The sequence below is a fragment of the Streptomyces shinuiensis genome (assembly GCF_043660855.1).
Lineage (GTDB): Bacteria > Actinomycetota > Actinomycetes > Streptomycetales > Streptomycetaceae > Streptomyces.
Genome location: NZ_JBIHML010000006.1, coordinates 85,085 through 108,453 on the forward strand (window position 1 = coordinate 85,085; position 23,369 = coordinate 108,453).

22 protein-coding genes are annotated in these 23,369 nt (G+C 72.8%); 10 read left to right on the plus strand and 12 right to left on the minus strand.

Annotation, left to right across the window (positions count from 1 at the left end; translation table 11 throughout):
• Positions 1 to 70 precede the first annotated feature (70 nt).
• Together rfbB and ACGRHY_RS29690 are read left to right on the plus strand one after the other, a co-directional pair.
• Positions 71 to 1,051: a dTDP-glucose 4,6-dehydratase gene (rfbB, locus tag ACGRHY_RS29685; RefSeq protein ID WP_394638762.1), complete on the plus strand. Its 981-nt coding sequence runs from the start codon at positions 71 to 73 to the stop codon at positions 1,049 to 1,051.
• Positions 1,048 to 2,478 carry an NDP-hexose 2,3-dehydratase family protein gene (locus tag ACGRHY_RS29690; protein WP_394638763.1) on the plus strand — a complete coding sequence of 477 codons (1,431 nt, stop codon included), beginning with the start codon at positions 1,048 to 1,050 and terminating at the stop codon, positions 2,476 to 2,478. The genes rfbB and ACGRHY_RS29690 overlap by 4 nt, the downstream gene beginning before the upstream one ends.
• A gap of 100 nt (positions 2,479 to 2,578) precedes the next feature.
• Here the strand turns inward: ACGRHY_RS29690 and ACGRHY_RS29695 are convergent, their stop codons facing one another.
• Positions 2,579 to 3,031 (minus strand): carboxymuconolactone decarboxylase family protein, encoded by a 453-nt coding sequence (locus ACGRHY_RS29695; RefSeq protein WP_394638764.1) that lies wholly within the window; start codon positions 3,029 to 3,031, stop codon positions 2,579 to 2,581.
• Positions 3,032 to 3,143: 112 nt separating this feature from the next.
• Entirely contained in the window at positions 3,144 to 3,914 is a 771-nt protein-coding gene (locus ACGRHY_RS29700; protein WP_394638765.1) for a gamma-glutamyl-gamma-aminobutyrate hydrolase family protein, read from the minus strand.
• A 228-nt stretch (positions 3,915 to 4,142) separates the two neighbouring features.
• Between ACGRHY_RS29700 and ACGRHY_RS29705 the strand changes: the two genes are divergently transcribed.
• The 3 genes from ACGRHY_RS29705 to ACGRHY_RS29715 all read left to right on the plus strand — a co-directional run bounded on the left by ACGRHY_RS29705 (position 4,143) and on the right by ACGRHY_RS29715 (position 7,227).
• Positions 4,143 to 5,069: an ABC transporter ATP-binding protein gene (locus ACGRHY_RS29705; RefSeq protein ID WP_394638811.1), complete on the plus strand. Its 927-nt coding sequence runs from the start codon at positions 4,143 to 4,145 to the stop codon at positions 5,067 to 5,069.
• The gene (locus ACGRHY_RS29710; protein WP_394638766.1) at positions 5,066 to 5,905 is read left to right on the plus strand and encodes an ABC transporter permease; all 840 of its coding nucleotides are present in this window, start codon (positions 5,066 to 5,068) and stop codon (positions 5,903 to 5,905) included. Before ACGRHY_RS29705 ends, ACGRHY_RS29710 begins: the two co-directional genes overlap by 4 nt.
• A 134-nt stretch (positions 5,906 to 6,039) precedes the next feature.
• Positions 6,040 to 7,227 carry a nuclease gene (locus ACGRHY_RS29715; RefSeq protein ID WP_394638767.1) on the plus strand — a complete coding sequence of 396 codons (1,188 nt, stop codon included), beginning with the start codon at positions 6,040 to 6,042 and terminating at the stop codon, positions 7,225 to 7,227.
• On the opposite strand, the gene ACGRHY_RS29720 is transcribed toward ACGRHY_RS29715, so the two are convergent.
• Positions 7,216 to 8,196 (minus strand): helix-turn-helix domain-containing protein, encoded by a 981-nt coding sequence (locus tag ACGRHY_RS29720; RefSeq protein ID WP_394638768.1) that lies wholly within the window; start codon positions 8,194 to 8,196, stop codon positions 7,216 to 7,218. The two genes, ACGRHY_RS29715 and ACGRHY_RS29720, sit on opposite strands and share 12 nt — an antisense overlap.
• Before the next feature lie 165 nt (positions 8,197 to 8,361).
• Here ACGRHY_RS29720 and ACGRHY_RS29725 point away from each other — a divergent pair, with 165 nt between their 5' ends.
• The 4 genes from ACGRHY_RS29725 to ACGRHY_RS29740 all read left to right on the plus strand — a co-directional run bounded on the left by ACGRHY_RS29725 (position 8,362) and on the right by ACGRHY_RS29740 (position 10,485).
• Positions 8,362 to 8,772 (plus strand): VOC family protein, encoded by a 411-nt coding sequence (locus ACGRHY_RS29725; RefSeq protein ID WP_394638769.1) that lies wholly within the window; start codon positions 8,362 to 8,364, stop codon positions 8,770 to 8,772.
• A 72-nt stretch (positions 8,773 to 8,844) separates the two neighbouring features.
• Positions 8,845 to 9,309, plus strand: coding sequence for a helix-turn-helix domain-containing protein (locus ACGRHY_RS29730; protein WP_394638770.1), 465 nt, complete (start codon positions 8,845 to 8,847; stop codon positions 9,307 to 9,309).
• 5 nt (positions 9,310 to 9,314) lie between these two features.
• Positions 9,315 to 9,947, plus strand: coding sequence for a glyoxalase (locus tag ACGRHY_RS29735; RefSeq protein ID WP_394638771.1), 633 nt, complete (start codon positions 9,315 to 9,317; stop codon positions 9,945 to 9,947).
• A gap of 64 nt (positions 9,948 to 10,011) precedes the next feature.
• Complete coding sequence (locus ACGRHY_RS29740; RefSeq protein ID WP_394638772.1) at positions 10,012 to 10,485, plus strand: iron chaperone; 474 nt, start codon at positions 10,012 to 10,014, stop codon at positions 10,483 to 10,485.
• A 129-nt stretch (positions 10,486 to 10,614) separates the two neighbouring features.
• Here the strand turns inward: ACGRHY_RS29740 and ACGRHY_RS29745 are convergent, their stop codons facing one another.
• The 7 genes from ACGRHY_RS29745 to ACGRHY_RS29775 all read right to left on the minus strand — a co-directional run bounded on the left by ACGRHY_RS29745 (position 10,615) and on the right by ACGRHY_RS29775 (position 18,536).
• A complete protein-coding gene (locus ACGRHY_RS29745; protein WP_394638773.1) occupies positions 10,615 to 11,400 on the minus strand; it encodes a response regulator transcription factor in 786 nt (261 codons plus the stop codon).
• Positions 11,401 to 11,558: 158 nt separating this feature from the next.
• Positions 11,559 to 11,963 (minus strand): GNAT family N-acetyltransferase, encoded by a 405-nt coding sequence (locus ACGRHY_RS29750; RefSeq protein ID WP_394638774.1) that lies wholly within the window; start codon positions 11,961 to 11,963, stop codon positions 11,559 to 11,561.
• Positions 11,947 to 13,233, minus strand: coding sequence for an adenylosuccinate lyase (gene purB / locus ACGRHY_RS29755; protein ID WP_394638775.1), 1,287 nt, complete (start codon positions 13,231 to 13,233; stop codon positions 11,947 to 11,949). Before purB ends, ACGRHY_RS29750 begins: the two co-directional genes overlap by 17 nt.
• Positions 13,234 to 13,279: 46 nt before the next feature.
• The gene (locus ACGRHY_RS29760) at positions 13,280 to 14,800 is read right to left on the minus strand and encodes a type I glutamate--ammonia ligase (RefSeq protein ID WP_394638776.1); all 1,521 of its coding nucleotides are present in this window, start codon (positions 14,798 to 14,800) and stop codon (positions 13,280 to 13,282) included.
• Between the two features lie 13 nt (positions 14,801 to 14,813).
• A complete protein-coding gene (locus tag ACGRHY_RS29765) occupies positions 14,814 to 16,217 on the minus strand; it encodes an amidase (RefSeq protein WP_394638777.1) in 1,404 nt (467 codons plus the stop codon).
• Between the two features lie 10 nt (positions 16,218 to 16,227).
• Positions 16,228 to 18,210 carry a hypothetical protein gene (locus ACGRHY_RS29770; protein WP_394638778.1) on the minus strand — a complete coding sequence of 661 codons (1,983 nt, stop codon included), beginning with the start codon at positions 18,208 to 18,210 and terminating at the stop codon, positions 16,228 to 16,230.
• Positions 18,207 to 18,536, minus strand: coding sequence for a 4Fe-4S dicluster domain-containing protein (locus tag ACGRHY_RS29775; RefSeq protein WP_394638779.1), 330 nt, complete (start codon positions 18,534 to 18,536; stop codon positions 18,207 to 18,209). Before ACGRHY_RS29775 ends, ACGRHY_RS29770 begins: the two co-directional genes overlap by 4 nt.
• Positions 18,537 to 18,913: 377 nt before the next feature.
• Between ACGRHY_RS29775 and ACGRHY_RS29780 the strand changes: the two genes are divergently transcribed.
• Positions 18,914 to 19,996, plus strand: coding sequence for a methyltransferase (locus ACGRHY_RS29780; RefSeq protein WP_394638780.1), 1,083 nt, complete (start codon positions 18,914 to 18,916; stop codon positions 19,994 to 19,996).
• 235 nt (positions 19,997 to 20,231) lie between these two features.
• Here the strand turns inward: ACGRHY_RS29780 and ACGRHY_RS29785 are convergent, their stop codons facing one another.
• The gene (locus tag ACGRHY_RS29785) at positions 20,232 to 21,758 is read right to left on the minus strand and encodes an FAD-dependent monooxygenase (RefSeq protein WP_394638812.1); all 1,527 of its coding nucleotides are present in this window, start codon (positions 21,756 to 21,758) and stop codon (positions 20,232 to 20,234) included.
• 110 nt (positions 21,759 to 21,868) lie between these two features.
• Positions 21,869 to 23,368: an FAD-dependent monooxygenase gene (locus ACGRHY_RS29790; protein WP_394638781.1), complete on the minus strand. Its 1,500-nt coding sequence runs from the start codon at positions 23,366 to 23,368 to the stop codon at positions 21,869 to 21,871.
• Position 23,369 lies beyond the last annotated feature (1 nt).

Consider the following 23,369-nt stretch of genomic DNA (forward strand, 5'->3'; position numbering starts at 1 on the left):
ATCCGTCCCCCCATCAAAAAGGGAAGAGACACATGCTTCGAGTGCGCAATTCCGACCGCGAGGTGGCCTCGTGAGAATCCTCGTCACCGGCGGAGCCGGATTCATCGGCTCGCACTACGTACGGACCATGCTCGGGGGAGGTTATCCGGATTTCGAGAACGCGCACGTCACGGTTCTGGACCAGCTGACCTACGCGGGAAACCGTGACAACCTCCCCGCCTCCCACCCACGGCTCACCTTCGTGCGGGGGGACATCCTCGACCGGGACCTCCTGGGCACCGTGCTCGACGGCCAGGACGCGGTGGTGCACTTCGCGGCCGAGAGCCATGTGGACCGTTCGATCGAGAGCGGCGCGGCGTTCGTCCGCACCAATGTGGAGGGCACACAGGCGCTGCTCGAGTCCTGCCTGGCGGTCGGCGTCGAGCGGATGGTGCACGTCTCGACGGACGAGGTGTACGGATCCATCGAGGAGGGCGTGTGGACCGAGGCGTCCCCCCTCCTGCCCAACTCCCCCTACGCCGCCTCCAAGGCGGCGTCGGACCTCATCGCCCTGGCCTACTTCCGCACGCACCGGCTGAACGTCTCGGTCACCCGCTGCTCCAACAATTACGGCCCCTACCAGTACCCCGAGAAGTTCATACCGCTCGCCGTCACCAATCTGCTCGAAGGACGTCCCATACCCGTCTACGGGGACGGAGGGCAGGTCCGCGAGTGGCTGCACGTGGACGACCACTGCCGGGCGGTGCACCGGGTCCTCACCGGGGGCGGGGCGGGCGAGGTCTACAACATCGGCGCCGGCGCGGCCCTGCCCAACCTGGCGCTGGCCCACCGGATCGCCGAACTGTGCGGAGCGGGGCCGGACATGATCCGGCACATCACCGACCGCAAGGGCCATGACCGGCGCTACGCCCTGGACCAGGGCAAGATCGAGCGGGAGCTGGGCCACCTGCCGCTGACCCCGTTCGACACGGGACTGGCGAAGACCGTCGCGTGGTACCGGGACAACCCCCGGTGGTGGAAGCCGCTCAAGGAGAGCGGTGGTCGGCCGTGAACGCACCGGCACGACTGGTTCCGCGCTCCCGGGCCGGTGTCTGCGAGAGGCTGGCCCGGTCCGCCGCGACGGCCGAGGGCGCGCACACCGCGACGTCCGGGATACCGGGCTGGCTGGACCTGCACCGGCGGTCCGGCGGGACGGAGATCCGGCGGATCCCGTTCGCCGGACTCGACCACTGGTCGTTCGCGCCGGACACCGGCGACCTGCGGCACAGCAGCGGGCGGTTCTTCACCATCGAGGGCCTGCACGTCGCGAGGCCGGAGGCCGAGTGGCAGCAGCCGATCATCGTGCAGCCGGAGATAGGCATCCTCGGCATCCTGGCCAAGGAGTTCGACGGGGTCCTCCACTTCCTCATGCAGGCGAAGATGGAACCCGGCAACCCCAACCTGGTGCAGCTCTCCCCCACCGTGCAGGCCACCCGCAGCAACTACACCAAGGCCCACGGCGGGGCGGAGGTGAAGTACCTGGAGCACTTCCTCGCCCCGGCCAGGGACCGGGTGCTCACCGACGTCCTGCAGTCCGAGCACGGCGCCTGGTTCTACCGGAAGCGCAACCGCAACATGATCGTCGAGGTGGACGGCGACGTACCCGTCGACGACGCGTTCCGCTGGCTCACCCTCGGGCAGATCATGGAGCTGCTCCGCCTGGACAACGTCGTGAACATGGACGCACGCACCGTGCTGGCGAGCGCTCCGGTGTCCTCCGTCGCGCCCCGGGCGCTGTCGTCCGACTTCGACCTGCTGGCCTGGTTCACGGGGGAACGGGCCCGCCACGACGTCAGCGCCCGGCGCATGCCCCTGCGCGAGGTCTCCGGGTGGCAGGCCGGCGAGTACTCCGTCAGCCGTGCCGACGGCAGGTTCTTCCGGGTGGTGGCGGTGTCGGTCGAAGGCGCGGGCCGCGAGGTCGCCGGCTGGACCCAGCCGATCATCGAACCGGTGGCTCCCGGGATCGTCGGTTTCGCCCACCGCGTCTTCGACGGTGTCCCGCACGTCCTGGTGCACGCACGCGTCGAGGGCGGCTTCCTCGACACCGTGGAGCTCGCGCCGACCGTGCAGTGCGTTCCGGAGAACTACGTCCACCTGCCGGCGGAGCACCGCCCGCCCTTCCTCGACCTGATGCTGAACGCGCCCCCCGACCGCATCCGCTACTCGGTGGTCCACTCCGAGGAGGGCGGCCGGTTCCTCAACGCCGAGAGCCGCTATCTGATCGTCGAGACCGACGAGACCACGACGCCCACCCAGCCGCCCCCGGGGTTCCACTGGGTCACCCCGGCCCAGCTGAACTGGCTCGCCGGGCACAGCCGCTACGTCAACGTGCAGGCCAGGACCCTGCTCGCCGCCCTCAACATCGCCGCGGCGGCCCGGGAGCCCGGTACGGCCGCGGCAGGGCGGGTGTTCCCGCACGACCGGGGGCGGCCGGCCTGAGCGGCGGCGGGGCCGGCCGCCCCGCCGCCGCTCAGGCCGGCAAACGCCGCCGGGCCCTGTCCGGTGGGGATCCACCGGACAGGGCCCTGGAACGGAGGGGCTACTGGGCCGCGGTGAGCCGACTGGTCATCGGTGTCCACTTCTTGGGGTTGATCCGCCAGTCCACCGACTCCTGCTTGGTGGCGACGTTGACGCGGTTCCAGAGGTTGACCAGACCGATGTGGAGAACCACGGCGGCGAGCTGCTGCTCGTCGAAGTGCTCGGCGGCCTCCGCCCAGACCTCGTCCGACACCGGGTCCTCGAGACCGTCGATGCGCGTGGCGGCCTCGGCCAGCGCCAGCACGGAGCGCTCGGCGTCGGTGAAACAGTCATGCTCCCGCCAGGTCTCCACCAGCGGCAGGCGGTGGTCCTCCTCCCCCGCCTCCTCGAATTCGCGCTTCTTCACGGGTATCTGGACCGAACGGCCGTTGATCTGGCTCACCCGCAGGTGGACGAGCACGAGCGTCTGCAGCGGCACGCCGACGCTGTTGACGGCCTTGACCAGCGAGCGCATGGGCGGAAGAACGTCGGGAACGACCAACGACGGGTTAGGCATCCGCGGCGACATCTGAAATTCTCCTTCGCATGGGGATCGGAAAACAGTCTGCTCTCGGGGTCGCCTTCTCTCAAGATTTTGAAATCTCGGCGGCCAGCTCATTCTTTGGGCGCCCGGCGGCTTGAGCAAGTGCTCGGTGAAGTCGTTTGTCGTCCGTTTGACCGGATTCCCACTGCACGCCGACCGCAAAGGGGTGCGCCGCGACCTCGACGGCCTCGACGGTCCCGTCCGCGGCCCATCCGGTGGCGGTGAGGCCGTCGCCGAGCCGGTTGACCGCCTGATGGTGGTGGCAGGCCGTCTCCGGCTCGTCCTCGTCGAGGATCCCGGCGATCCGGCTGCCCGGCCGGAGCTTCAGCGGGTGGCGGCCGAGCGTGAAGGACGGTGTTCGCGGACGGTGGCCGTCGTGGCCCGTGATGTCCGACAGGTGCTGGTGGAGGGTTCCTCCGTGCAGCACGTTGAGCAGTTGCATGCCACGGCAGATCGCCAGGACGGGCAGCCCGGCGTCAAGCGCCGTCCGCACCAGCGCCAGCTCGGTGCGGTCGGCCTCCGGGCTCACCGCCCGGGTCGCCGGGTGCGCCTCCTCGCCGTAGAGCGCCGGGTCCAGATCGGGGCCGCCCGGAACCAGCAGGCCGTCGAGCCGGCCCACCAGGGTCTCGGCGCCGGGCAGCAGCGGAATCAGCAGGGGCGTGCAGCCCGCCTCGGACAGGAAGGCCACGTGCGACTGGAGCGCCAGACTGACGACGAGGTCACCGCCCTGGAGCGTGACCGGCGCCGTCCGGGCGCAGATCCCGATCAGCGGCCGCTGCCCCGCGTGCGCCGTACCGTTCGCGACTGAATTCATGACCGACCTCGTGGGTTTGCGGGTTCAACTGAGGAAAGTAAGCAGATGAAACACGGGCTGCCACGCGTAGTCATGGCTGCCAAAATAGCCCCGGCGCGAAGCGAAGGCCATCGTTCAGAACCGGCCCGGGCCGTGACTACCGAACGGAATAGCAGTCCTGATATCACAGGTGGGCGGGGGGCACTTTGCCCCGGCGGAACTCTCGCAGGCCATTCAACCGAGGTGACCATGATCGAGGCCAAGAACCTCACGAAACGCTACGGCGACAAGACCGCCGTGAACGACCTGTCGTTCACGGTCGAGCCCGGTCGGGTCACCGGCTTCCTGGGCCCCAACGGCGCAGGCAAGTCCACCACGATGCGCCTGCTGCTGGGGCTCGACAGTCCCGACGCCGGCGAGGCCACCGTCAACGGCGTGCGTTATCGCGAGCTGCCGCAGCCCATGCGGGTGGTCGGAGCACTGCTGGAGGCACGCGCCGTCCACACCGGCCGCAGCGCCTACGACCACCTGCTCTGCCTCGCGCAGACCCAGGGCTTCGGCAAGCGCCGGGTCGAGGAGGTCATCGAGCAGGTCGGCCTGGCCTCGGTGGCCCGCAAGCGGGCGGGCGGCTTCTCGCTCGGCATGGGCCAGCGGCTGGGCATCGCCGCCGCGCTGCTCGGCGACCCCGCGGCCCTGGTCCTGGACGAGCCGGTCAACGGTCTCGACCCCGAGGGCATCCTGTGGATCCGGAACCTGATGAAGTCGCTCGCGGCGGAGGGCCGCACGGTCTTCGTCTCGAGCCACCTGATGAACGAGATGGCCGTCACCGCCGACCACCTCATCGTAATCGGCCGCGGCCGGCTGGTCGCCGACTGCTCCACCGAGGAGTTCATCGAGCGCAGCACCAAGCAGTCCGTCCTGGTCAAGACACCCGACGGGACGCGGCTCGCCGAGCTGCTGAAGGCCCAGGGCGCCACCGTCACCGTCACCGACGAGGGCGACCTGGACGTCACCGGGCTCGAGGCACCGCGCATCGCCGAACTCGCCGCCGCCGACGACCTGGTCCTGCACGAGCTCTCGACCCGGCGCGGCTCCCTCGAGGACGCCTTCATGGAACTGACCAAGGACGCCGTCGAGTACGACGCAGGCGTGCCCGCCGCCGGAGGTGTGAAGTGACCACCACGACCGAACCCGCTCCCGCGTCCGCCCCGGCCGCCGGGGCGCACAGGCCGAGCTTCGGGCGGCTGATGCGCTCGGAATGGACCAAGATCCGTTCGGTCCGCTCCACCGTCTGGTCGCTCGTCGCCCTGGTCCTGCTCACTTTGGTGTTCACCGCGCTGTTCATGCAGATGGGCATCGCGAACTGGGACAACACCACCCCGGCCCAGCAGGCCGAGATGAGGGCCGATCCGACCGGCACCATCCTGGGCAGCGGCATCCTGCTCAGCCAGCTGGCGGTCTGCGTGCTGGGTGTGATGGTCATCGCCTCCGAGTACTCCACCGGCATGATCCGTGCCAGCCTGCTCGCGGTGCCCAAGCGGGTGCCGATGCTGGCGGCCAAGAGCGCGGTCTTCGGGCTGCTGGTCCTGGCGGTGGGCGAACTGACCGCGTTCTCCTCCTTCTTCATCGGCGCGCCGATCCTGGACGGCAAGGTGCCGGTCGCCATCGGCGACCCGGGCGTCCTGCGGGCCGTCGCCGGCAGCGGTCTCTACCTGGCCCTGCTCGGTCTGTTCGCGCTCGCCGTCGGCGCGATCGTCCGGCACACGGCTGCGAGCATCACCGTCGTCATCGGCTTCGTCCTGGTGATCACACCGATGGCGGGCCTCCTGCCCGGCAGCGTGGGCGAGCACATCTACGCCTACCTCCCCACGGAGGCCGGTTTCATGATCACTCAGCAGCACCCCCGCGCGGGCGACCTGCTGGGGCCGTGGCAGGGCCTCGGGGTGCTCGCACTGTGGACGGCCGCCCTGCTGGCCCTCGCGGTGGTGCAGCTGCGGCGCAGGGACGCCTGATCCCGCGGGCGTCCGCCGAACCGGCGGACGCCCGCGGTACCGGGTTTCCAGGGGATGTTGACCTGCTCTCCACTACAGCTAGAGACCCTCCTGCGACGCTCGTCGGCAGCGGCAGCAGAGAGGGAGTATCAGGAATGGCTCAGAGCAACGCGCAAGCCGTCTCGATAACGAGTGCATTCAGCCCCGTCCGCGTGGAGGGCATCGAATCTTCGCCTCGCAGCGAATTCGATCTGAACAACTTCGAGAAACTTCCGGTGCGCGAGATCCCCATCGCCGCGCTGTCGCCCGGCGTATCCCTGCGCCAGGGCGGAACGGACATCGCTCATATCCGGCTCCTCATCGACGCGGCGGACTCGATGGAACTCCCGCCCATTCTGGTCCAGATGGACGGCTGCCGCGTCATCGACGGGCTCCACCGGCTGGAGGCCGCCCGGCTCATGGGCGACGACAGCATCAGGGCGCGTTTCCTGGACTGTTCCAACTCCGAGGCGCTCGTCATCGCCATGAAGGCGAACGGCGCGCACGGGCTGCCGCTGTCGAAGGCCGACCGCGTGTCCGGAGCCCGGCGGGTCCTCGGCTCCCACCCCGACTGGTCCGACCGCGCCATCGCCGGGATCACCGGGCTGAGCGCGAAGACGATCGCGTCGCTGCGCGGCCGGACCGAGGGCGGGACGCCGCTGGGCGGCAAGCGCATCGGCCAGGACGGAAGACGGCGCCCCGTGGACGCGGGCGAGGGCAGGCGGCGCGCCGCCGAGTACATCGCCGCCCATCCGAACGCCCCGCTCCGCCAGGTCGCCAGGGAGACCGACGTGTCCCTCGGCACGGTGCACGACGTCAGCGCGCGGCTCCGGCGCGGCGAGGGTCCCGAACGGAACGGGAACCGGACGCACGCCGCGCGGTCGCAGCACGTGCGGCCCGTGCGGTCCGTGCAGCCGGCCGACGAGGCGACGGTGTCGGCCGACGTGGTCGCCGACGGCGCCGGCCGTGTGCCGCTGCGGGTGGCACCGAGCGTCGACGCCGCGCCACCGCGGCGCAGGAACCACACCGAGGCACCGCCCACGTTGGCCGCCGTGGCGGCCAAGATGGCCACCGACCCCGCCGTCCGCTACACCGCCGACGGCCGGGAGTTCCTGCGCTGGATGCAGTTGCACGCCGCCGAGTCCGGCGAGGACTGGCGGCGGCTGGTCGACGCGGTCCCGCCGCACTGGCTCGGCGTCGTCGCTCCGATCGCCGAGCACATCGGCAGGGAGTGGAGCCTGCTCGCCGAGCGGCTGAAGGCCAGGCAGGAGCTGTGCCGCGATCCCTCGGGGTCACGGCCGTGACGGCACCGGTGCCGCGGAAACCGTCCGCAGATGGCCCGCGGCCCGGCTGCGCCCCGCGGAGACCGAGGCCGCGGTGGCGGCGGCGCACCCGGGACGCGCCGTGACAGTGGCCGGGGGTTCGAGCTCGGGCAGCGCGAGCAGGACCGGCGGATCGACCGGCCGTGCCGGGCGCAGACGCACCGCCGCGCTCGTGACGGTGTCGGCGGTGACGGTCACGGTCGCCGGGCCGTGCCCCCCGACGAGCGCGGTCCGCCGGGCCTGCGGACCGGGACCGACGCCGGCGGCCACCGCCACCGCGAGCAGATGCCAGTCCCCCTCGGGAACGTTCTCCAGGGAGTAGCAGGAGGGGCGGCCGCTCGGCACGTCGACGACGACCGAGGCGACGGACGGGTGCTGGACGACGGCCGTGCCGAAGGCACCCAGGTACACGCGTGCGTTCCCGTGTCCCTCCGGCAGGCTGATCGTGCCCGCGACCGCGCCGCGTCCCGGCCGCGGGTCCGGCTCCGGCCCCGGCAGGCCCTCCCCCGCTCCCCGCGACAGCCGGCGGAACCGGTTGGGAGATACTCCGACACCGGCCGTGAAGGACTGGGTGAAAGAACCCAGGCTGGTGTATCCGACCGCGGCGGAGACATCTGCGATATTCATCGAGGTATTCTCGATCAACCGCTTGGCCTCGTGAATACGGACAGCGGTGAGGAATCTTCCGGGACTGATCCCGGTCTCCTCCTTGAACACTCTCGAGAAGTGGAAGCGGCTGAGCAGGGCACGTCCGGCGATCTCCGTGACGGTCAGTGGGTCGCTGAAACGCTCGCGGATGTAATGGGCCGCCCTTTCCACTGCTTCGTCCACAAGGAACCTCACCGGGTGTCGATCCACCCAGCAGAGTGGCTCGCGGGCATCGAGATCGGCTTGAGCGGCGCTTGAGACCCGGTACAGGGCCGGAACATCCGGATCGGTGCGAGGGGGCACAGCGTTCCGCCACGCCGCCCGCGGCCGCCGCCGGCCCCTGACAGCCCCCGCACCGTCGGGCGAACCGGGGCGATCCCACTTCGCGCGAGGAGCACGGCGCGGCGGGTGGCCGACGGATCAGGAATCGAGAAGCCCCGGGCACAGGCCGCGAGTAGCGTGATGACCATGGACCTCACCATTCATACGAGTTCCCTGCCGCACGACGACCCGGACGCGTCCCTGGCCTTCTACCGCGACGTCCTCGGCTTCGAGGTCCGCAGCGACATCGGGCAGGGCAGGACGCGCTGGATCACCGTCGGCCCCGCCGGCCGGCCCGGCACGTCCGTCCTCCTCGCGCCGCCGGCCGCCGACCCCGGGATCACCGAGGAGGAGCGCCGCGTCATCGCCGAGATGATGGCCAAGGGCACCTACGGCTGGATCCAGCTGGCCACCCCGGACCTCGACGCCACCTTCGAGAAGGTGCAGGCCGCCGATGTCGAGGTCGTCCAGGAGCCGATCCTCCAGCCCCACGGCGTCCGCGACTGCGCCTTCCGCGACCCCGCGGGCAACCTGGTCCGCATCCGGGAACTGCGCTGACGCGTCCGGCCCGCCCGCTCCGCTCCCGGCACCCACCGAGGTTCTCCCGGCATCGAATGAGAGGGGTCTTCCGTGTGTCATCCCGCTTGGAGGCGTGCGCAGATCGCCGCGCAGCACCTGCGTGACCTCGCGCACCTGCGCCGGGTCCGCGACCGGATCGACCGTGAGTACGCGCGGCCGCTGGACGTCGAGGCGCTCGCTCGTGACGCAGGCATGCCACTCGGGCACCTCAGCCGGCAGTTCCGTCTCGCCTACGGCCAGACGCCCTACGCCTATCTGACGGCGCGCCGCATCGAGCGTGCGATGGCACTGCTGCGACGCGGCGACCTCAGCGTGACCGAGGTCTGCCTCGCGGTCGGCTGCCCGTCGACGGCCGTCCTCGGCACCCGCTTCACGGAGCTGGTCGGCATGTCGCCCGACGCGTACCGGCGCCGCGCGGCGGTCACCGCGGCGGGGCTGCCGTGGTACGTGACGAAACCGGCGCCGGTATCGATCAGAAATGAAGAAGTCCCGGCCACGGCAGCGCGGCTAGCGTGATCGTCATGACTTCCCTCACATCCGTCACTCTCGAGGTGGCCGACCCCGCGGCCGCCGACCGCTTCTACACCGCCGCCTTCGGACTGGGCTCACGGGTACGCCTGCGGGCCTCCGACGCGCCGACGACCGGCTTCCGCGGGTTCACGCTGTCGATCACCGTGTCCCAGCCGGCCGACGTCAACAGCTTCGTCGACTCCGCCGTAGAGGCCGGCGCCACGTCGCTGAAGCCGGTCTCGAAGTCCCTGTGGGGCTACGGCGGCGTCGTGCAGGCCCCGGACGGGACGATCTGGAAGGTCGCGACCTCGTCGAAGAAGGACACCGGCCCGGCCACCCGGGAGATCGACGAGCTCGTGCTCCTGCTGGGGGTCGAGGACGTGAAGGCGAGCAAGCAGTTCTACGTCGAGCAGGGCCTGACCGTGGCGAAGAGCTTCGGCGGCAAGTACGCCGAATTCGCCGCCGAGGAGTCGAGCCCCGTCAAGCTGGCGCTTTACAAGCGCCGTGGCCTGGCCAAGGACCTCGGTGTCCCCGCCGACGGCACCGGATCGCACCGGATCGTGCTCGGCAGCACCGCCGGGTCCTTCACCGACCCGGACGGGTTCGCCTGGGAGGCCGCGTCCGTGACCTCCACGTCGTCCTGACTCCCGGGCGGGCAACCCCCCGCGCGCGATGGTCACGGTAAGCACGCCAGAGAGGAAAACCGCCATGAAAAGCACGCAGTCGTCCGCCAAGGGGTCCGGCTCGGCCGCCGAGACGAACGACCGGTTCACCGCCGAGGAACGGGAGGCGATGAAGGAGCGCGCCAAGGAACTGAAGACGGCACGGCGCAGCCCGCGCGGGGCCAAGGCGGACGCGGAGGGCGAAGTACTCGCGAAGATCGCCGAGATGCCGGAGGCGGACCGGGTCCTCGCCGAGCGGGTCCACGACATCGTCAGGACCAGCGCTCCGAACCTCACGCCGAGGCTCTGGTACGGGATGCCCGCGTACGCGAAGAACGGCAAGGTCCTGTGCTTCTTCCAGAGCGCGCAGAAGTTCAAGTCAAGGTACGCCACGCTCGGCTTCAGCGACCAGGCGGCGCTCGACGACGGCTCCATGTGGCCGACCGCCTACGCCCTGGCCGAGCTGTCCGCCGCCGAGGAGGAGCGCATCAGCGCGCTGGTCAGGCAAGCGGCGGGCTGAGGCCGGCGCTCTCGTGAGCGCGCGGCCCCGCGAGCCGTTCGCCCGGACGCCCTCCCGGGCGGTCGGTTTCCGGGGCCGCGACCCGCACGGGGCCCGGCCGGTGCCGGGGAAGCGTCCTCCCAACTCCCGCTACGGGTTCCCGAGCATGAAGCCCACGCCCCGTACCGTCACGATCCAGCCGCTGTCGCCCAGTTTGCCGCGCAGGCTGCTGACGTGGGTGTCGACGGTGCGGCGTGACCAGGAGTCGCCCCAGACCTGCTGGAGGAGCTGTCTGCGCGGGATGACCGTGTCCGGGTGCGAGGCGAGCAGGCAGAGCAGGTCGAACTCCTTGCGGGTCAGGGCGACTTCCTCGCCGCCGACCAGGACCTCGCGGGAGCCGACGTCGATGTGCAGGCGGCCGTGCCGGATCTCGCGGGCGGCGGGCTGCCACCGGGCACGGCGCATCACGGCCTCGATGCGGGCCATCAGTTCGCGCAGGCCGTACGGTTTGGCGACGTAGTCGTCGGCGCCCGCCTGCAGACCGAGGACGCAGTCCAGTTCGGAAGCGCGGGCGGTGACGATGATGACGGGCACCCGGCTGACGGAGCGGATGGCGCGGCAGACCTCCAGGCCGTCCAGATCGGGCAGTTCGAGGTCGAGCAGGACCAGGTCGGCGTCCTCGTGAGCGTGCAGGGCGGCCCCGCCGCGCCTGACACCGAAGGCCTCGTGGCCGTGCCTGCGCAACTGGGTGACCAGGGAGTCGGCGCAGCCGGTGTCGGCGTCGACGACGAGGACACGGCGCCCGGAAGGCATCGAGACCGCCGCGCCGGGGCCGGTGCCGGCCGGCTCGCCGTCCCCTGCGGGCCGGGGGGCGACCGGGGCGGGTGCGGGGGGCGTGCGGATGTCGAGCAGCACATGTGCCGGTGTCTGGGTCATGCCTCCCCCGGGGGTTCTGTGCGGTGCGCGTGCGGCGGCGGTGCGGCATGGACGCGGGCCCCGCGGCGCCGCGGGTCCGGGGCCCGCCCCCGACAGGGAAATCTAGGCAAGCGCGGTCGAGCCCCGGTACAGCCCCGCTGACCCGGTGGCGGCGGCTCCTACGGGTTGAGCACCCACGCCGAGTCGTGGCGCGTGAACCCGATGTGCGGGTAGTAGTCGACGGCGGCGGGCGCGGACAGCAGCACGAGCTTCGCGGCCGGTGCCTCGTCGCGCGTGGCGTCGATCAGGGCGCGGCCGATGCCGGAGCGCTGGCGGTCCCGTACGACCGCGATGTCCGAGACGTAGGTGACGTAGGAGAAGTCGGAGACGGCTCGCACGATGCCGAGGAGCGCGCCCTGCTCGTCGCGGGCGACGAGCACGAGGTTGGCGTGCCCGATCATGGCCGCGAAACGCTCCCGGTCCTCGACCGGGCGCCGCTCGCCGAGGCCGGAGGCGTGGTAGACGCCGAGGACCTCGTCCAGGTCGAGCGCGGCGCCCTCGACGCGGTCAATCTTCCAGCTCATGCAGCTTCTCCAATCGGGTGCGGATCACATCATGGTGGACGAGGAAGCGCTCGGGGCCGAGCCCGGCCAGGTCGATGCCCTCCTTGGCGAGGGACGCGCCGAAGTGGTCGCCCGTCGCGAGGGTGTGGTCGGCGGCGGCCTGCACGCTGCGGTAGGCGTGCTCGCGCTCCACGCCGTCGCCGAGGAGTTCGGCGAGGACCGAGGAACTGTAGACGAGGCCGTCGGTCTGGTCGATGTGCGCGCGCATGCGGTCCGCGTCGACGGCGAGCGATGCCACCAGGTCGGCGGCCTTGGTCACCTGGAAGTGGCCGACGGCGAGGCTGTCGGGCAGGATCACCCGCTCCACGGACTGGTGGGCGAGGTCGCGCTCGTGCCAGAGCGCCACGTTCTCCAGGGCGGTGTCGGCGTAGCCGCGCAGGAGGCGGGCGAGGCCGCAGAGGCGTTCGCTGGTGGTGGGGTTGCGCTTGTGCGGCATGGCGCTGGAGCCCTGGTAGGCGGCGGTGCGCCGCTCCTCGACCTCGCGGACCTCGGTGCGCTGGAGGAGCCGCAGCTCCAGGGCGATCTGTTCCACGCAGGCGCCCAGCGTGGCCACGGCCTGGAGGAGCTGGGCGTGCCGGTCGCGGGCGACGACCTGGCTGGGCGCGGGCTCGACTCCCAGGCCGAGTGCGGCGCAGACGTGCTCCTCGACGCGCGGGTCGATCAGCGCGTACGTACCGACGGAGCCGGAGACGGTGCCGACGGCGACGGCCTCGCGGGCCGCGGCGAGCCGCCGCAGCGAGCGGTCCACGGCGAAGGCGTGCCCGGCGAGCTTGTGCCCGAAGGTGGTGGGCTCGGCGTGCACACCGTGCGTGCGGCCCACCATCGCGGTGTCCCAGTGCTCCAGGGCCCTTTCGGTCAGGACGCGGCGCAGCCGCCGGGCGGCGCCGGTGAGCAGGTCGGCGGCGCGGGCCAGGGTGTGGCCGAGCGCGGTGTCGACGAGGTCGTAGCTGGTCATGCCGAGGTGCACCCAGCGCGCGGAGGCCTCGGGGATGTCCTCGCAGTAGGCGGCGAGGAAGGAGAGCACCTCGTGGTCGCGTTCCCGCTCGATCTCGGCGACCCGCTCCGGGTCCGGGACGCGGGCCCGTCGCATGTCCTCGACGGCCTCGTGCGGTACGCGGCCCAGGGCGGCCTGCGCCTCGGAGGCGAGGATCTCCACCCGGACCCAGGTGGCGTAGCGGGACCGGTCGGAGAAGAGGTCGGCCATCTCGGGCAGCGTGTAACGGGGAATCATGCGAGGCCTTCGTCAGTCGGAACCGGGGACAACGGGGCTCGGGGGGTCAGTAGGCGCCGAAGTACTCGCGCTGCTCCCACTCGGTGACCTGTCCGGGGGTGGGGTCGGCCTGCAGGCTCCAGGCCTCGTAGCGGCGCAGTTCACTCTCCTTGAGCTTGGTGAGGCAGGCTGCGAGCGGCTCGCCGAGCAGCTGGGCGGCGCGGCCGGCGCGGAAGGCGTCGAGGGCCTCTCGCAGCTGCTGCGGTACGAGGTGGGGGCCGCCGGGCCCCGGTGCGCCGGCGGTGTCCGCGGCGGCCGTGGGCGCGGCCCGGGCGGTGAGGCCCTCCAGCCCCGCGAACAGCTGGGCGGCGATGTTGAGGTACGGGTTGGCGCACGGCTCGCCGATCCGGTTCTCGATGTGCGCCCCGGCGCCGTGGCCGACGACGCGGAGCATCGCGCTGCGGTCCTCCTGGCTGCAGCCGGGCCGGGTGGGCGCGAGGGTGTGCTCGGCGGCGAGCCGCCGGTAGCCGTTGACGGTGGGCACCGAGAGCAGGAACAGCTCGCGCGCCCAGGAGAGCAGCCCCTCGGCGTACGCCTTGCCCTGCGGTGACAGGCCGCCGGACAGGCCCTCGGTGCCGAACAGGTTGGTGCCGGAGGCGAGGTCGGTGACCGACTGGTTGAGGTGCCAGCCGCTGGGGTCGGCGGCGTCCAGGAGCGGCTGCGACATGAAGGAGGCGTGGTGGCCGCGGCGGGCGCACCAGTTCTTGGTCACCGTGCGGAAGAGCAGCATCGCGTCGGCGGCGTCCACGGCGGACATCGGGCTGAACGTCGTCTCGACCTGGCCGGGCCCTGACTCGTGCTCCATCGACCTCAGGGGCAGGCCGAGGCGGAGCAGATGCAGGCCGAGCGGGTCGGTGAGGGGTGCGACGGTGTCGTAGTGGGCGTCGAGATTGAACTGGTAGCCGGCGTTCACGGCGGCCACCAGCGGTGCCCGGCCCTGCCGGCCGAAGCCGTTGCCGGTGTTGCCGGGGACGTCGTCCAGGCGCCGGGTGAGGTACCACTCGACTTCGAGGCCGAGCAGGGGCGCGAGGCCGAGCGCGGCGTACCGGTCGACGACGCGGCGCAGCACGGCCCGTGAGGAGAGCGGGTGCGGGGTGCCGTCGCGCAGGTACTCGTCGCCGATCACCCAGGCGGTACGGGCGTCGCCGCCGGGCAGCTCCTGGAAGGTGAGCGGGTCGGGCACCAGGACGAAGTTCCCGGCGCCGGCGATCTCGTCGACGCCGATGCCGTGGTCGCCGAGGAAGTCGACGGCGACGGCGTGCCCGGTGTCGAAGACGAACGGCCCGGGGCTGAAGTTCATGCCGTTGCGCAGCACGGTGCGGAACGCCTCGGCGGTGAGGGTCTTGGAGCGGGCCAGGCCGTGCGGGTCGCCGAAGACGAGACGGACGAAGTCGAGGTCGGCGAGGCCCGCCTCGATCCGCTCGGCGGCGGCGAGCCGGGCCTCGTCCCACAGCCTGTGATCGGCCACGAACGAGGGCCGCCCGACGCTGCCCTCCGCTGCGGGCGAGGACCATGACCTGGCGTACATGGGAACGTCCTTTCTACGGTCGTGGGTTGCCGGGGGCGCCCGCGGGTTCGAGGATCCGCCCGGCCGGCGACGGCAGCGTGCCGAGGTCCGACTCCAGGCGCTCGGCGAGCGAGACGACCAGGTCGTCGGCGCCGACGGGCCCGACCAGCTGCAGGCCCACCGGCAGGCCGGAGCGGGTGAGCCCGGCGGGCAGGGACAGAGCGGGCTGACCGGTCATGTTGAAGGGGTACGAGGCGGGCGCCCAGGCCAGCCACTGCAGGTCCCGCGGGTCGGCCGCCCAGGCCGGGCCGATGTCGTCGGCGGCGAACGGCTCGATGGGGACGGTGGCCATGGCGAGGATGTCGTAGCGGTCCATGACCGTGCGCAGCGTGGTGCGCAGGTTCTGGCGGACCTCCTCGGCACGGATCACGTCGGCGCCTTTGAGGGTGCGCCCGTGCCGGATCACCTCCAGGCGGCCGGGGTCGGCCCACTCGTCGTCCTCGGGGCGGGCTCCGGCCGCCTCGGACGCGGCGTGGATGGCGACGAGCGCGGGGTAGACGCGGGTGCAGCGCACCTCCAGCTCCTCGACCGCATGGCCCTGGCCGGCCAGGGCCATGCGGGCCTGCTCGGTGACGCGGCGGACTTCGTCGCCGGTGCCCTCGTACTCGATCCAGCCGATCCTGAGGGTCTGCCCGGTGCGCGGTGCGTCGAGCGAGCCGAGGCCGGAGTCGGGGTCGTTCGGGTGCGGGCCCTCCAGGGCCCTCCCGAGCAGTGCGGCGTCGGCGACGGTGCGGGCGATGGGGCCTTGGTGGGCGAGCCGGTCGGCGCCGTTGGGGAAGTACGGGATGCGGCCGTAGGACGGCTTGTAACCGACGACGCCGCAGAACGCGGCCGGGATCCGGATGGACCCGGCCCCGTCGGTGCCGAGGGAACCGTCGCACAGGCCCGTCGCAACCGCGGCCGCGGCGCCGCCGCTGGAGCCGCCCGCGGTCAGGTGCGGGTCGTACGGGTTTCGGGTGGGCGGGGTGACGCGGCTGACCGTCGAGGCGCTCCAGCCGTACTCGGAGGTGGTGGTCTTGCCGACGACGACGGCTCCGGCGGCGCGCAGCCGGGCCACGGCGGGGGCGTCCTGGCGGGGCCGGTTGTTGGGCAGCAGCGAGCCGCGGGCGGTGGGCAGGTCGTGGGTCTGCAGCAGGTCCTTCACGGAGACGGTGACGCCGAGCAGCGGCATGTTGCGCCAGGCGTCGGCACCGAACTCCCGGATCCGGGCGTCCGCGCGCTCCGCCGCGCGCAGCGCCTCCTCGCCCGCGACGGCGACGTACGCGCCGAGGGTGTCCTGCTCGCGGATGGCGTTCAGGACGGCGGCGGTGTGCTCGACGGCGGACAGCTCTCCGCGCCGCAGGAGCTCCCTGGTGCGGCTGATACCGCGGGCGGTCATCGGTCTCCCCTCAGGACGCGTGGCGGACGTGGTCGGGGGAGGTGCCGGCCGCCGCGGTCTCCTGCCCCGCGATGGTCTCCCAGTGCCAGCCGGAGCCGAACGCGGTGACCTCCAGCTCCTTGCCGGCGGTGACGAGTCCGGCCGCGAGTTCGGTGGCGCGGGCGACGAACGCCGACACCCGGTGCGCGGCGAGCAGGTCCTGCTCGTCGAACGGGTCGCCGGCGCAGCGCAGCAGCCGCAGGTCCATGAAGCCGTCGAACCGGCGCCCGTCGACCTCGACGGCCTGCGGGGAGCGGATGGAGAACCGCACGTTGTTGTTGACGTGCCCGTGGTGGTGCTGGTCCGAGTGGAACGCGACGTCCGGGACGGTGGGCGGCACGAAGTGGTCGCGGGCCGCCACCTCGGGCACCGGCGGCAGGTTCCCGGCGACGAAGTGCCAGGAGTTGTACTGCATGCGCGAGGACATCGCCCAGGCGGCGTCGGCGAGTGCGGCCCGGGAACCGCCGAAGTGGGCGGCGGCCTCGGGCAGCGGCACCACGCAGCAGAAGAAGTGCGTGATGTCCCAGTCGCAGATCTCCGCCCAGTTCTCGCCGCGCAGCGCCCGTACGAGGCCGGGCAGCGAGCGCATGCCGCGGCTCATCGCGAAGTCGGCGCCGAACGCCTCGGCGGTCGCGGCCACGGTCTGGTACACCAGGGACTCCAGACCGGTGCCGAAGGCGCCGTGCGGCTCGGCGAGCCAGCCGGGCGCGGCGGCCAGGCCCCGGCCGAGTTCGCCGAGCGTGCCGCCCGACAGCGGCAGCTTCGTGCGCAGCCGTTCGACGACGGCGTCCTGACGGGCGCGGGCGGCGGCGCCGGGGGCGGCGGCCACGCGCTCCACCTTGTGCATCAGCGCCCCGTGGATCTCGCGGTACAGCTGGACGCTCCGGCCCACCGTCCGGCGGCGCTCGCGCAGCGCGGTGGCGAGCGCGTCGAGGTCGGCGACACGGTGCGAGGCGGCGGCGGGCACCGGTTCGCCGCCGGGTACGGCGTTGTAGCAGCGGCGCACCCGCTCCAGCGTGCACGCGACGTGGTCGACGGTCAGCTGGGTGCCGTTGGCCTCCTCGACCCGGCCGAAGCCGCCCGAGCGGATGAGCAGCGTGAGGCAGACGACCAGTTGGGTGTCGTGGTCCGACCAGAGGTCGAGCGGGAGCCCCTGCAGCGCGTTGAGCGCGCAGTCGGGGTGGCCGGGCCAGAGGGTCTTGCCGGTGAGCGTGTTCTGGTCCCGGAAGTTCGTGTACTGCCTGTCCTCCTGGTAGAGGACGAACGGCGCGGTGCGCAGGGCCGCTTCCCTGGCCTGGGCGAGCAGCGCGTCGCGGCCCCCGGGGCCCTGCTCGGCGAGCCAGGCGCGGCAGTCGGCGGCGGAGCGGGCGAGCCGCTCGGTGATGCGGCCGAGTTCCCGCCGGTAGGCGGCGAGGTCGGCGCGGCTCCACACCACGCGGCGCACGCCGCCGGCCAGGTCGCGCGGGTCCAGGGGGTGGCCGCCGGGGATGCGCAGGGCGATGCGGCCGTTGGTGGCGAGGCCGATCTCACCGGGGAAGGAAGGCGCACCGCACGGTTCGGGGGCCGGGTCCGCGGGCTCCCCGGCCCGGCCTCCGGCGGCCCCGGCGGTGACATCGGCGACATCGGCGCCGCTGTCCGGATCTCGCCAGGTCAGACCGCACAGCGCGGTGAGGGCGGCCTGCTCCGCGGAGGCCAGGGCCCGTAGCTGCACGTCGCCCGGGACGTGTCCGTCGAGGGTGAGCAGCACTTCGAGACCCGAGCGCAGGTCCCCGGCCTCGGCCGCGCGCCGCCAGACGTTCTTGAGCAGCTCGGGGAAACCGGCGCCGGGTTCGCGCGTGCGGTCCGGTTTGACCGTGCTCCCGGCGGGAATGCCGAGCCGGCTGGGACGGCGGCTCATCCGCTTCCTCGCGTTGACGGCGCGGCGGGACTCGTGACGTCCTGCGGGATCTGTCATGCGGCACCTTCGGCGGTGAGCTCGATGTGGTTCCACATCGCGTCGTCGGTCGGGGTCCAGTCCTCGTCCACGTAGATGCAGTCGACCGGGCATTCGAGCACGCAGGCGGGACAGCCCGAGCAGAGCTCGGGGATGATCACCACGTCCAGGCCCAGGTCGAAGATGGCGCCGAACTCCGCGGGGCAGCCGCGCAGGCAGCTGTCGCAGGTGATGCACTCCGACGTCTCGATGCGCCGCGGAGGCTTCTTCCAGTTGTCGGCGCGGGCGCGTCGGGCGATGCGGTCGGCGCGCTCCGACAGCGCGGCCGACGAGGCAAGCTTCTTCACGGGATCGGCCCCCTACGGAAGTCTTCTCGGCCATGGCCGAGACGGACGGTCCCGATCGTCACCGGGCTGTCTCGACTAATCCCGGAGCGCGGGTCGGGACCAACTGGAGCGCCGGCGGGCACAGCGGCCGGAGCCCGGGGGGGCCGCCCGCACCGGGCGGCCCCCCGGGCCGCCGGGCCCCTCGGCACGGCACGGGGCCCGCGGGCGGAGGTGTGCGCGGCGTGGGCGGGATTCGAGCCGCCCGCGAGCGAGGCCCGGCCGCGCCACCGGACAGTGGTGATCCCGGCGTGCCCGGCGGTTGCCGGCCGTGTACGCGCCGACCTGCCCACCCGCGGGCGGACCACCGCGGCCGCCCGCCGCCCACCACGGAGGAACCCATGCCGCTGCCGCCCGCCCGTATCGTCCGGGCCGTCGAAGGCGTGCGCACCGGTCTGCAGAGACTGGCGCGGAAGCTGGCCCCACCGCCCTTCTCGCTGCTCGAGATGATCCAGGGCGCCATGCTCAGTCAGGCCATCTACGCCGCCGCGGAACTCCGCGTCGCCGAGGCGCTCCGGGACGGGCCGCTGCCCGTCGCGCAGCTAGCCGAACGCGTCGGCGCCCACCCGGACTCGCTGCAGCGGGTCCTGCGGCTGCTCGCCTCGAACGACATCTTCGCCGAGCGGAAGGACGGCAGCTTCGCGCTGACCCCGATGGCTCGCGCGCTGCTCCAGGACGCACCGATGTCGATGCACGGCATCGCGGTGCTCATGGGCCACCCGATCCACTGGGAGGACTGGTCGCACTTCGTGGACGCGGTGCGCTCCGGCGAGCCGAGCCTGCCGAAGCTGCGCGGCATGACGGCCTTCGAGTTCCTGGAGGCCAAGCCGGAGTACGGCGAGGTGTTCACCAAGGGCATGGGCGCCATGTCCGCCACCGAGACGGAGCCGATCCTGGCCGCCTACGACTTCTCGCGGTTCGGCACGGTCGTGGACTTCTGCGCGGGCCGCGGCGAGCTGCTGGCGGGCGTCCTGAAGAAGTCGCCGGGCGTGCGCGGGATTCTCTCCGACCCGCGGGTGGGCGAGAACGGCGCGGCGGCGTACCTGGCCGAGCAGGGGGTCGCCGACCGGTGCGAGGTCGTGGCCAACGACATGTTCGGGCCGGTGCCCGAAGGCGGGGACGCCTACATCCTCAAGCACATCGTGCACGACTGGCCCGAGGAGAAGATCCTGGAGATCCTGGGCAACGTGCGGGCCGCGATGCGGCCGGGCGGGCGGCTGCTGCTGATGGAGATGGTCGTGCCGGACAAGCCGAACGCCACGCACGCGTCGAAGCTGGTCGACCTGTGGCTGATGCTGCTCGTGGGCGGCAAGGAGCGCACTGCCGCACAGTACTCGGAGCTGCTGGCGGCGGCGGGATTCCGGCTGGAGCGGGTCGTGGAGACCCCGGCGGCGATCTCCGTCGTGGAGGCGAGCCTCCGGTAGGGCCCGGGGACGTGTGGGGGCGCCACCGGGTCCTCCGGGCGGCGCCCCGCCGTGGCGCCCCGCCGTGGCGCGCCGCGCGGGCGCCGGGCCGGCGGGGTGCCGGAGGTCTTCGCGGGACGGGAAGACGCGCCGCGGGCCGGTGGGTGGCCCGCGGCGCGTCGTGCCGCGCCGCCGGGTTCGCCGGGGTCCCTTCGCCGTAGGCCGGGCGTACGGCGAAGGGACCCGCGGTCCGGTGTCAGGAAGCCTTCCGGGCCGTGGCGGTGGTGCTCTCGGCGGGCCCGAACCAGCGGGCGAGGGCGGTGTCGAGGCCGTCGGCGGTACCGGCGCCGGTCCACGCGACGTGGCCGTCGGGGCGGACGAGCACCGCCTCCGCCCCCGCGAACACAGCGGCGCCGTCGGCCGCGGAGACGGTGGCGGTGACCACATCGACGCGGTCGGCCCAGGCGGCCGCGGCGGCGCGCAGGCGGACGTTGTCGGCGAGGTCGAGCAGGACCCCGCGCCCGGCGTGCAGCAGCCGGAAGGTGTCGGTCTCGCCGCCGGGTCCGGTCAGCGGGTGCTTGCCGAGGCGGCGGCCGAGCAGCGGGTGGCCGGCCCCGGCGTCCTCGTCGATGTCGTAGCGAACGTCGAGGTGGGAGACGATGCCCGCGAGGTGGCGGCGGACCGTGTCGTAGCCGGCGAGTTCGGTGATGATCCGGCGCAGCGGCTCGGCCTGTTCGCCGCCGAGGAAGACCATGCCCTGGGCGCGTGTGTTCATCAGCAGGCGGCGGCCCACCGGGTGGCGCTCGGCGTGGTAGGTGTCGAGGAGCGCCAGGGAGGCGTGGCCGGTGACGACGGCGGCGAGTTTCCAGCCGAGGTTGACGGCGTCCTGCACGCCGGTGCTCAGGCCCTGGCCGCCGGCCGGCAGGTGGATGTGGGCGGCGTCCCCGGCGAGCAGCACCCGGCCGCGCCGGTAGTCGGTGGCCTGGCGGGTGGCGTCGCTGAAGAAGCTGACCCACTCGGCGCCGCCGCCGCTGATGTCCTCACCGGTGATGTGCTCCCACGCCTTGGCGACCTCCTCGAAGGTGACGGTGTCGTCGGCGCTGCGGGCGGCCGCACCGTGCGGGCAGACGATGATGCGGTGCACCCCCTCCTTGAGGGGGGCGGCCATCACCATGCCGTTGGGCAGCGTTTCGCCGAGATGGCGGGGCTTGAGGTCGAGGCCGGTCACGTCGGCGAGGAACATGGCGCGGGTCGCCTCGGTGCCGGGGAAGTCGATGCCGGCGAGCTTGCGCACCGTGCTCCTGCCGCCGTCGCAGCCGACCAGGTACGGGGCGCGCAACCGCCGTACGCCGTCGGGGGTCCGGACGGTGACCTCGACGTGGTCGCCGTCCAGGAAGCCGTCGTCGAGGTCGAGGACCTCCCAGCCGCGGCGGATGTCGGCGCCGATTTCGGCGGCCCACCGGGCGAGGACCTCCTCGGTCTGGCTCTGCGGTATGCCGCGGGCGCCGAAGTGGGCGCCCTCCAGGGCGGTGAAGTCGAACTGGACGCCGCCGAAGTGGCCGACGGGGCTGATCTCCAGGGTCTCGCCCTGGCCGAAGCGGGGCAGGAGCCCGCGCTGGTCGAAGACTTCCATGGCACGGGCGGTGAAACCGAGGCCGCGGGACTGGCCGGTGGGCTCGGCCAGCTTGTCGAGCACGATCACCTCGGCCCCGCCCAGGCGGAGTTCACCGGCGAGTGTCAGTCCGGTCGGGCCTGCGCCTACGACGATGACGTCGGCGTCCATCGTGGTGTCCTGCATGGTGGGGTCCCTCTCAGTGATCAGTGATCTGTGCTCGGTGTGTGCCGGGGGATGCGGGGGCGGGGTACGGGCCGGCCCCGCTGCGGGGGCGGGCCTCAGACGGAGCCGAACCACCGGCCGACCGCCTCCGCGAGACCGTCCCCGCCCGGGCCGCCCGCCCAGGCGACGTAGCCGTCGGGCCGGACCAGGACGGCGGGCGTGCCCGCGAGCGGGGAGCCGGGGTCGACGTCCGCGGTGACCGTGTCGATGCGGTCGGCCGGGACGGTGCCCGGCGGCGGGGAGCCGATTCCGAGGAGCAGCCCGTGCCCGGAGCGCAGCAGTTCGGCCGTGCTGCAGACGATCTCGCCGACGCGGAGCCGGACGTGCGGCAGGCGGGCGCCGCGCAGCGGGTGCCCGGGGCCGCCGACGTCGTACCGGATGTCCAGACCGCTGATCATTCCGGCCAGGTGGGCGCGCACGTCGTCGTGGGCGACGAGTTCGGCGAGGACCATGCGCAGCGGCTCCACCTCGGGGCCGCCGAGAAGCAGCAGGGCCTGGGCGCGGATGTTGCCGAGGACGGCGGCACCGACGGCGGCGCGCTCACTGTCGTAGCTGTCGAGAAGCCCGGCGGGGGCCGTGCCGCCGAGGTCGGCGGCGAGTTTCCAGCCGAGGTTGTAGGCGTCCTGGAGTCCGAGGTTGAGGGCCTGGCCGCCGATGGGCATCTGGCGGTGGGCGGCGTCTCCGGCGAACAGGACGCGGCCGTACCGGTAGCGGGTCAGGCACCGGTTGGCGTCGTCGAAGTGGTTGACCCACAGCGGGGTGCCGCCGGTGATGTCCTCGCCGGTGACGCGCTTCCAGGCGTCCGCGATCTCGTCGAAGTGCGGGGCGCCGGCGCGCCCGCGGACCCCGGCGCCGAACTCGTGCACCATCACTCGGGTCACTCCCGCCGGGTTGCGGGCGGCGACGGCGAGGCCGCCGGGCAGCCGTTCGAAGCGCCGGCTCGGGATGTCGATACCGCCGACGTCGGCGCGCAGCAGTTCCCGGGTGGCCGCGGTGCCGGGAAAGTCGGCGCCGGTCAGGCGGCGCACGGTGGAGTCCTGGCCGTCGCAGGCGACGAGGTAGGCGGCGCGCAGCGTGACGCGGTCGCCGCGGCGGCTTGTGACGGCGGCCTCGACGTGGTCCCCGCGGTCGTCGACGGCCTGCAGGGTGTGGCCGCACCTGAGGTCGGCGCCGAGGCCGAGGGCCCACTCCTCCAGGACCGCTTCGGTCTTGGCCTGGGGGACCTTCCACTGCCCGGGGTAGGGGCCGGGCAGTGTCAGGTCGAGGGGGATGCCGCCGAAGTGGCCGCGCGGCTCGCAGGGCGGGCTGCCGAGGTCCGGGAGCAGGCCGCGGCTGTCCAGCAGCTCCATGGTGCGGGCGTGCAGCGTGGAGGCGCGCGACTCCGTGGTCGGTCCGTGGCGCTGCTCGACGATGGTCACCTGGATCCCGCGCAGGGCCAGTTCGCCGGCGAGGAGCAGGCCGACGGGGCCCGCGCCGACGACGATCACCTGGGTGTCGGCCGTCTCGGCGGGCCCGGGGCGCTGCGTCCGGCCGTCCGGGTGCGGGGCGGTGGCCATG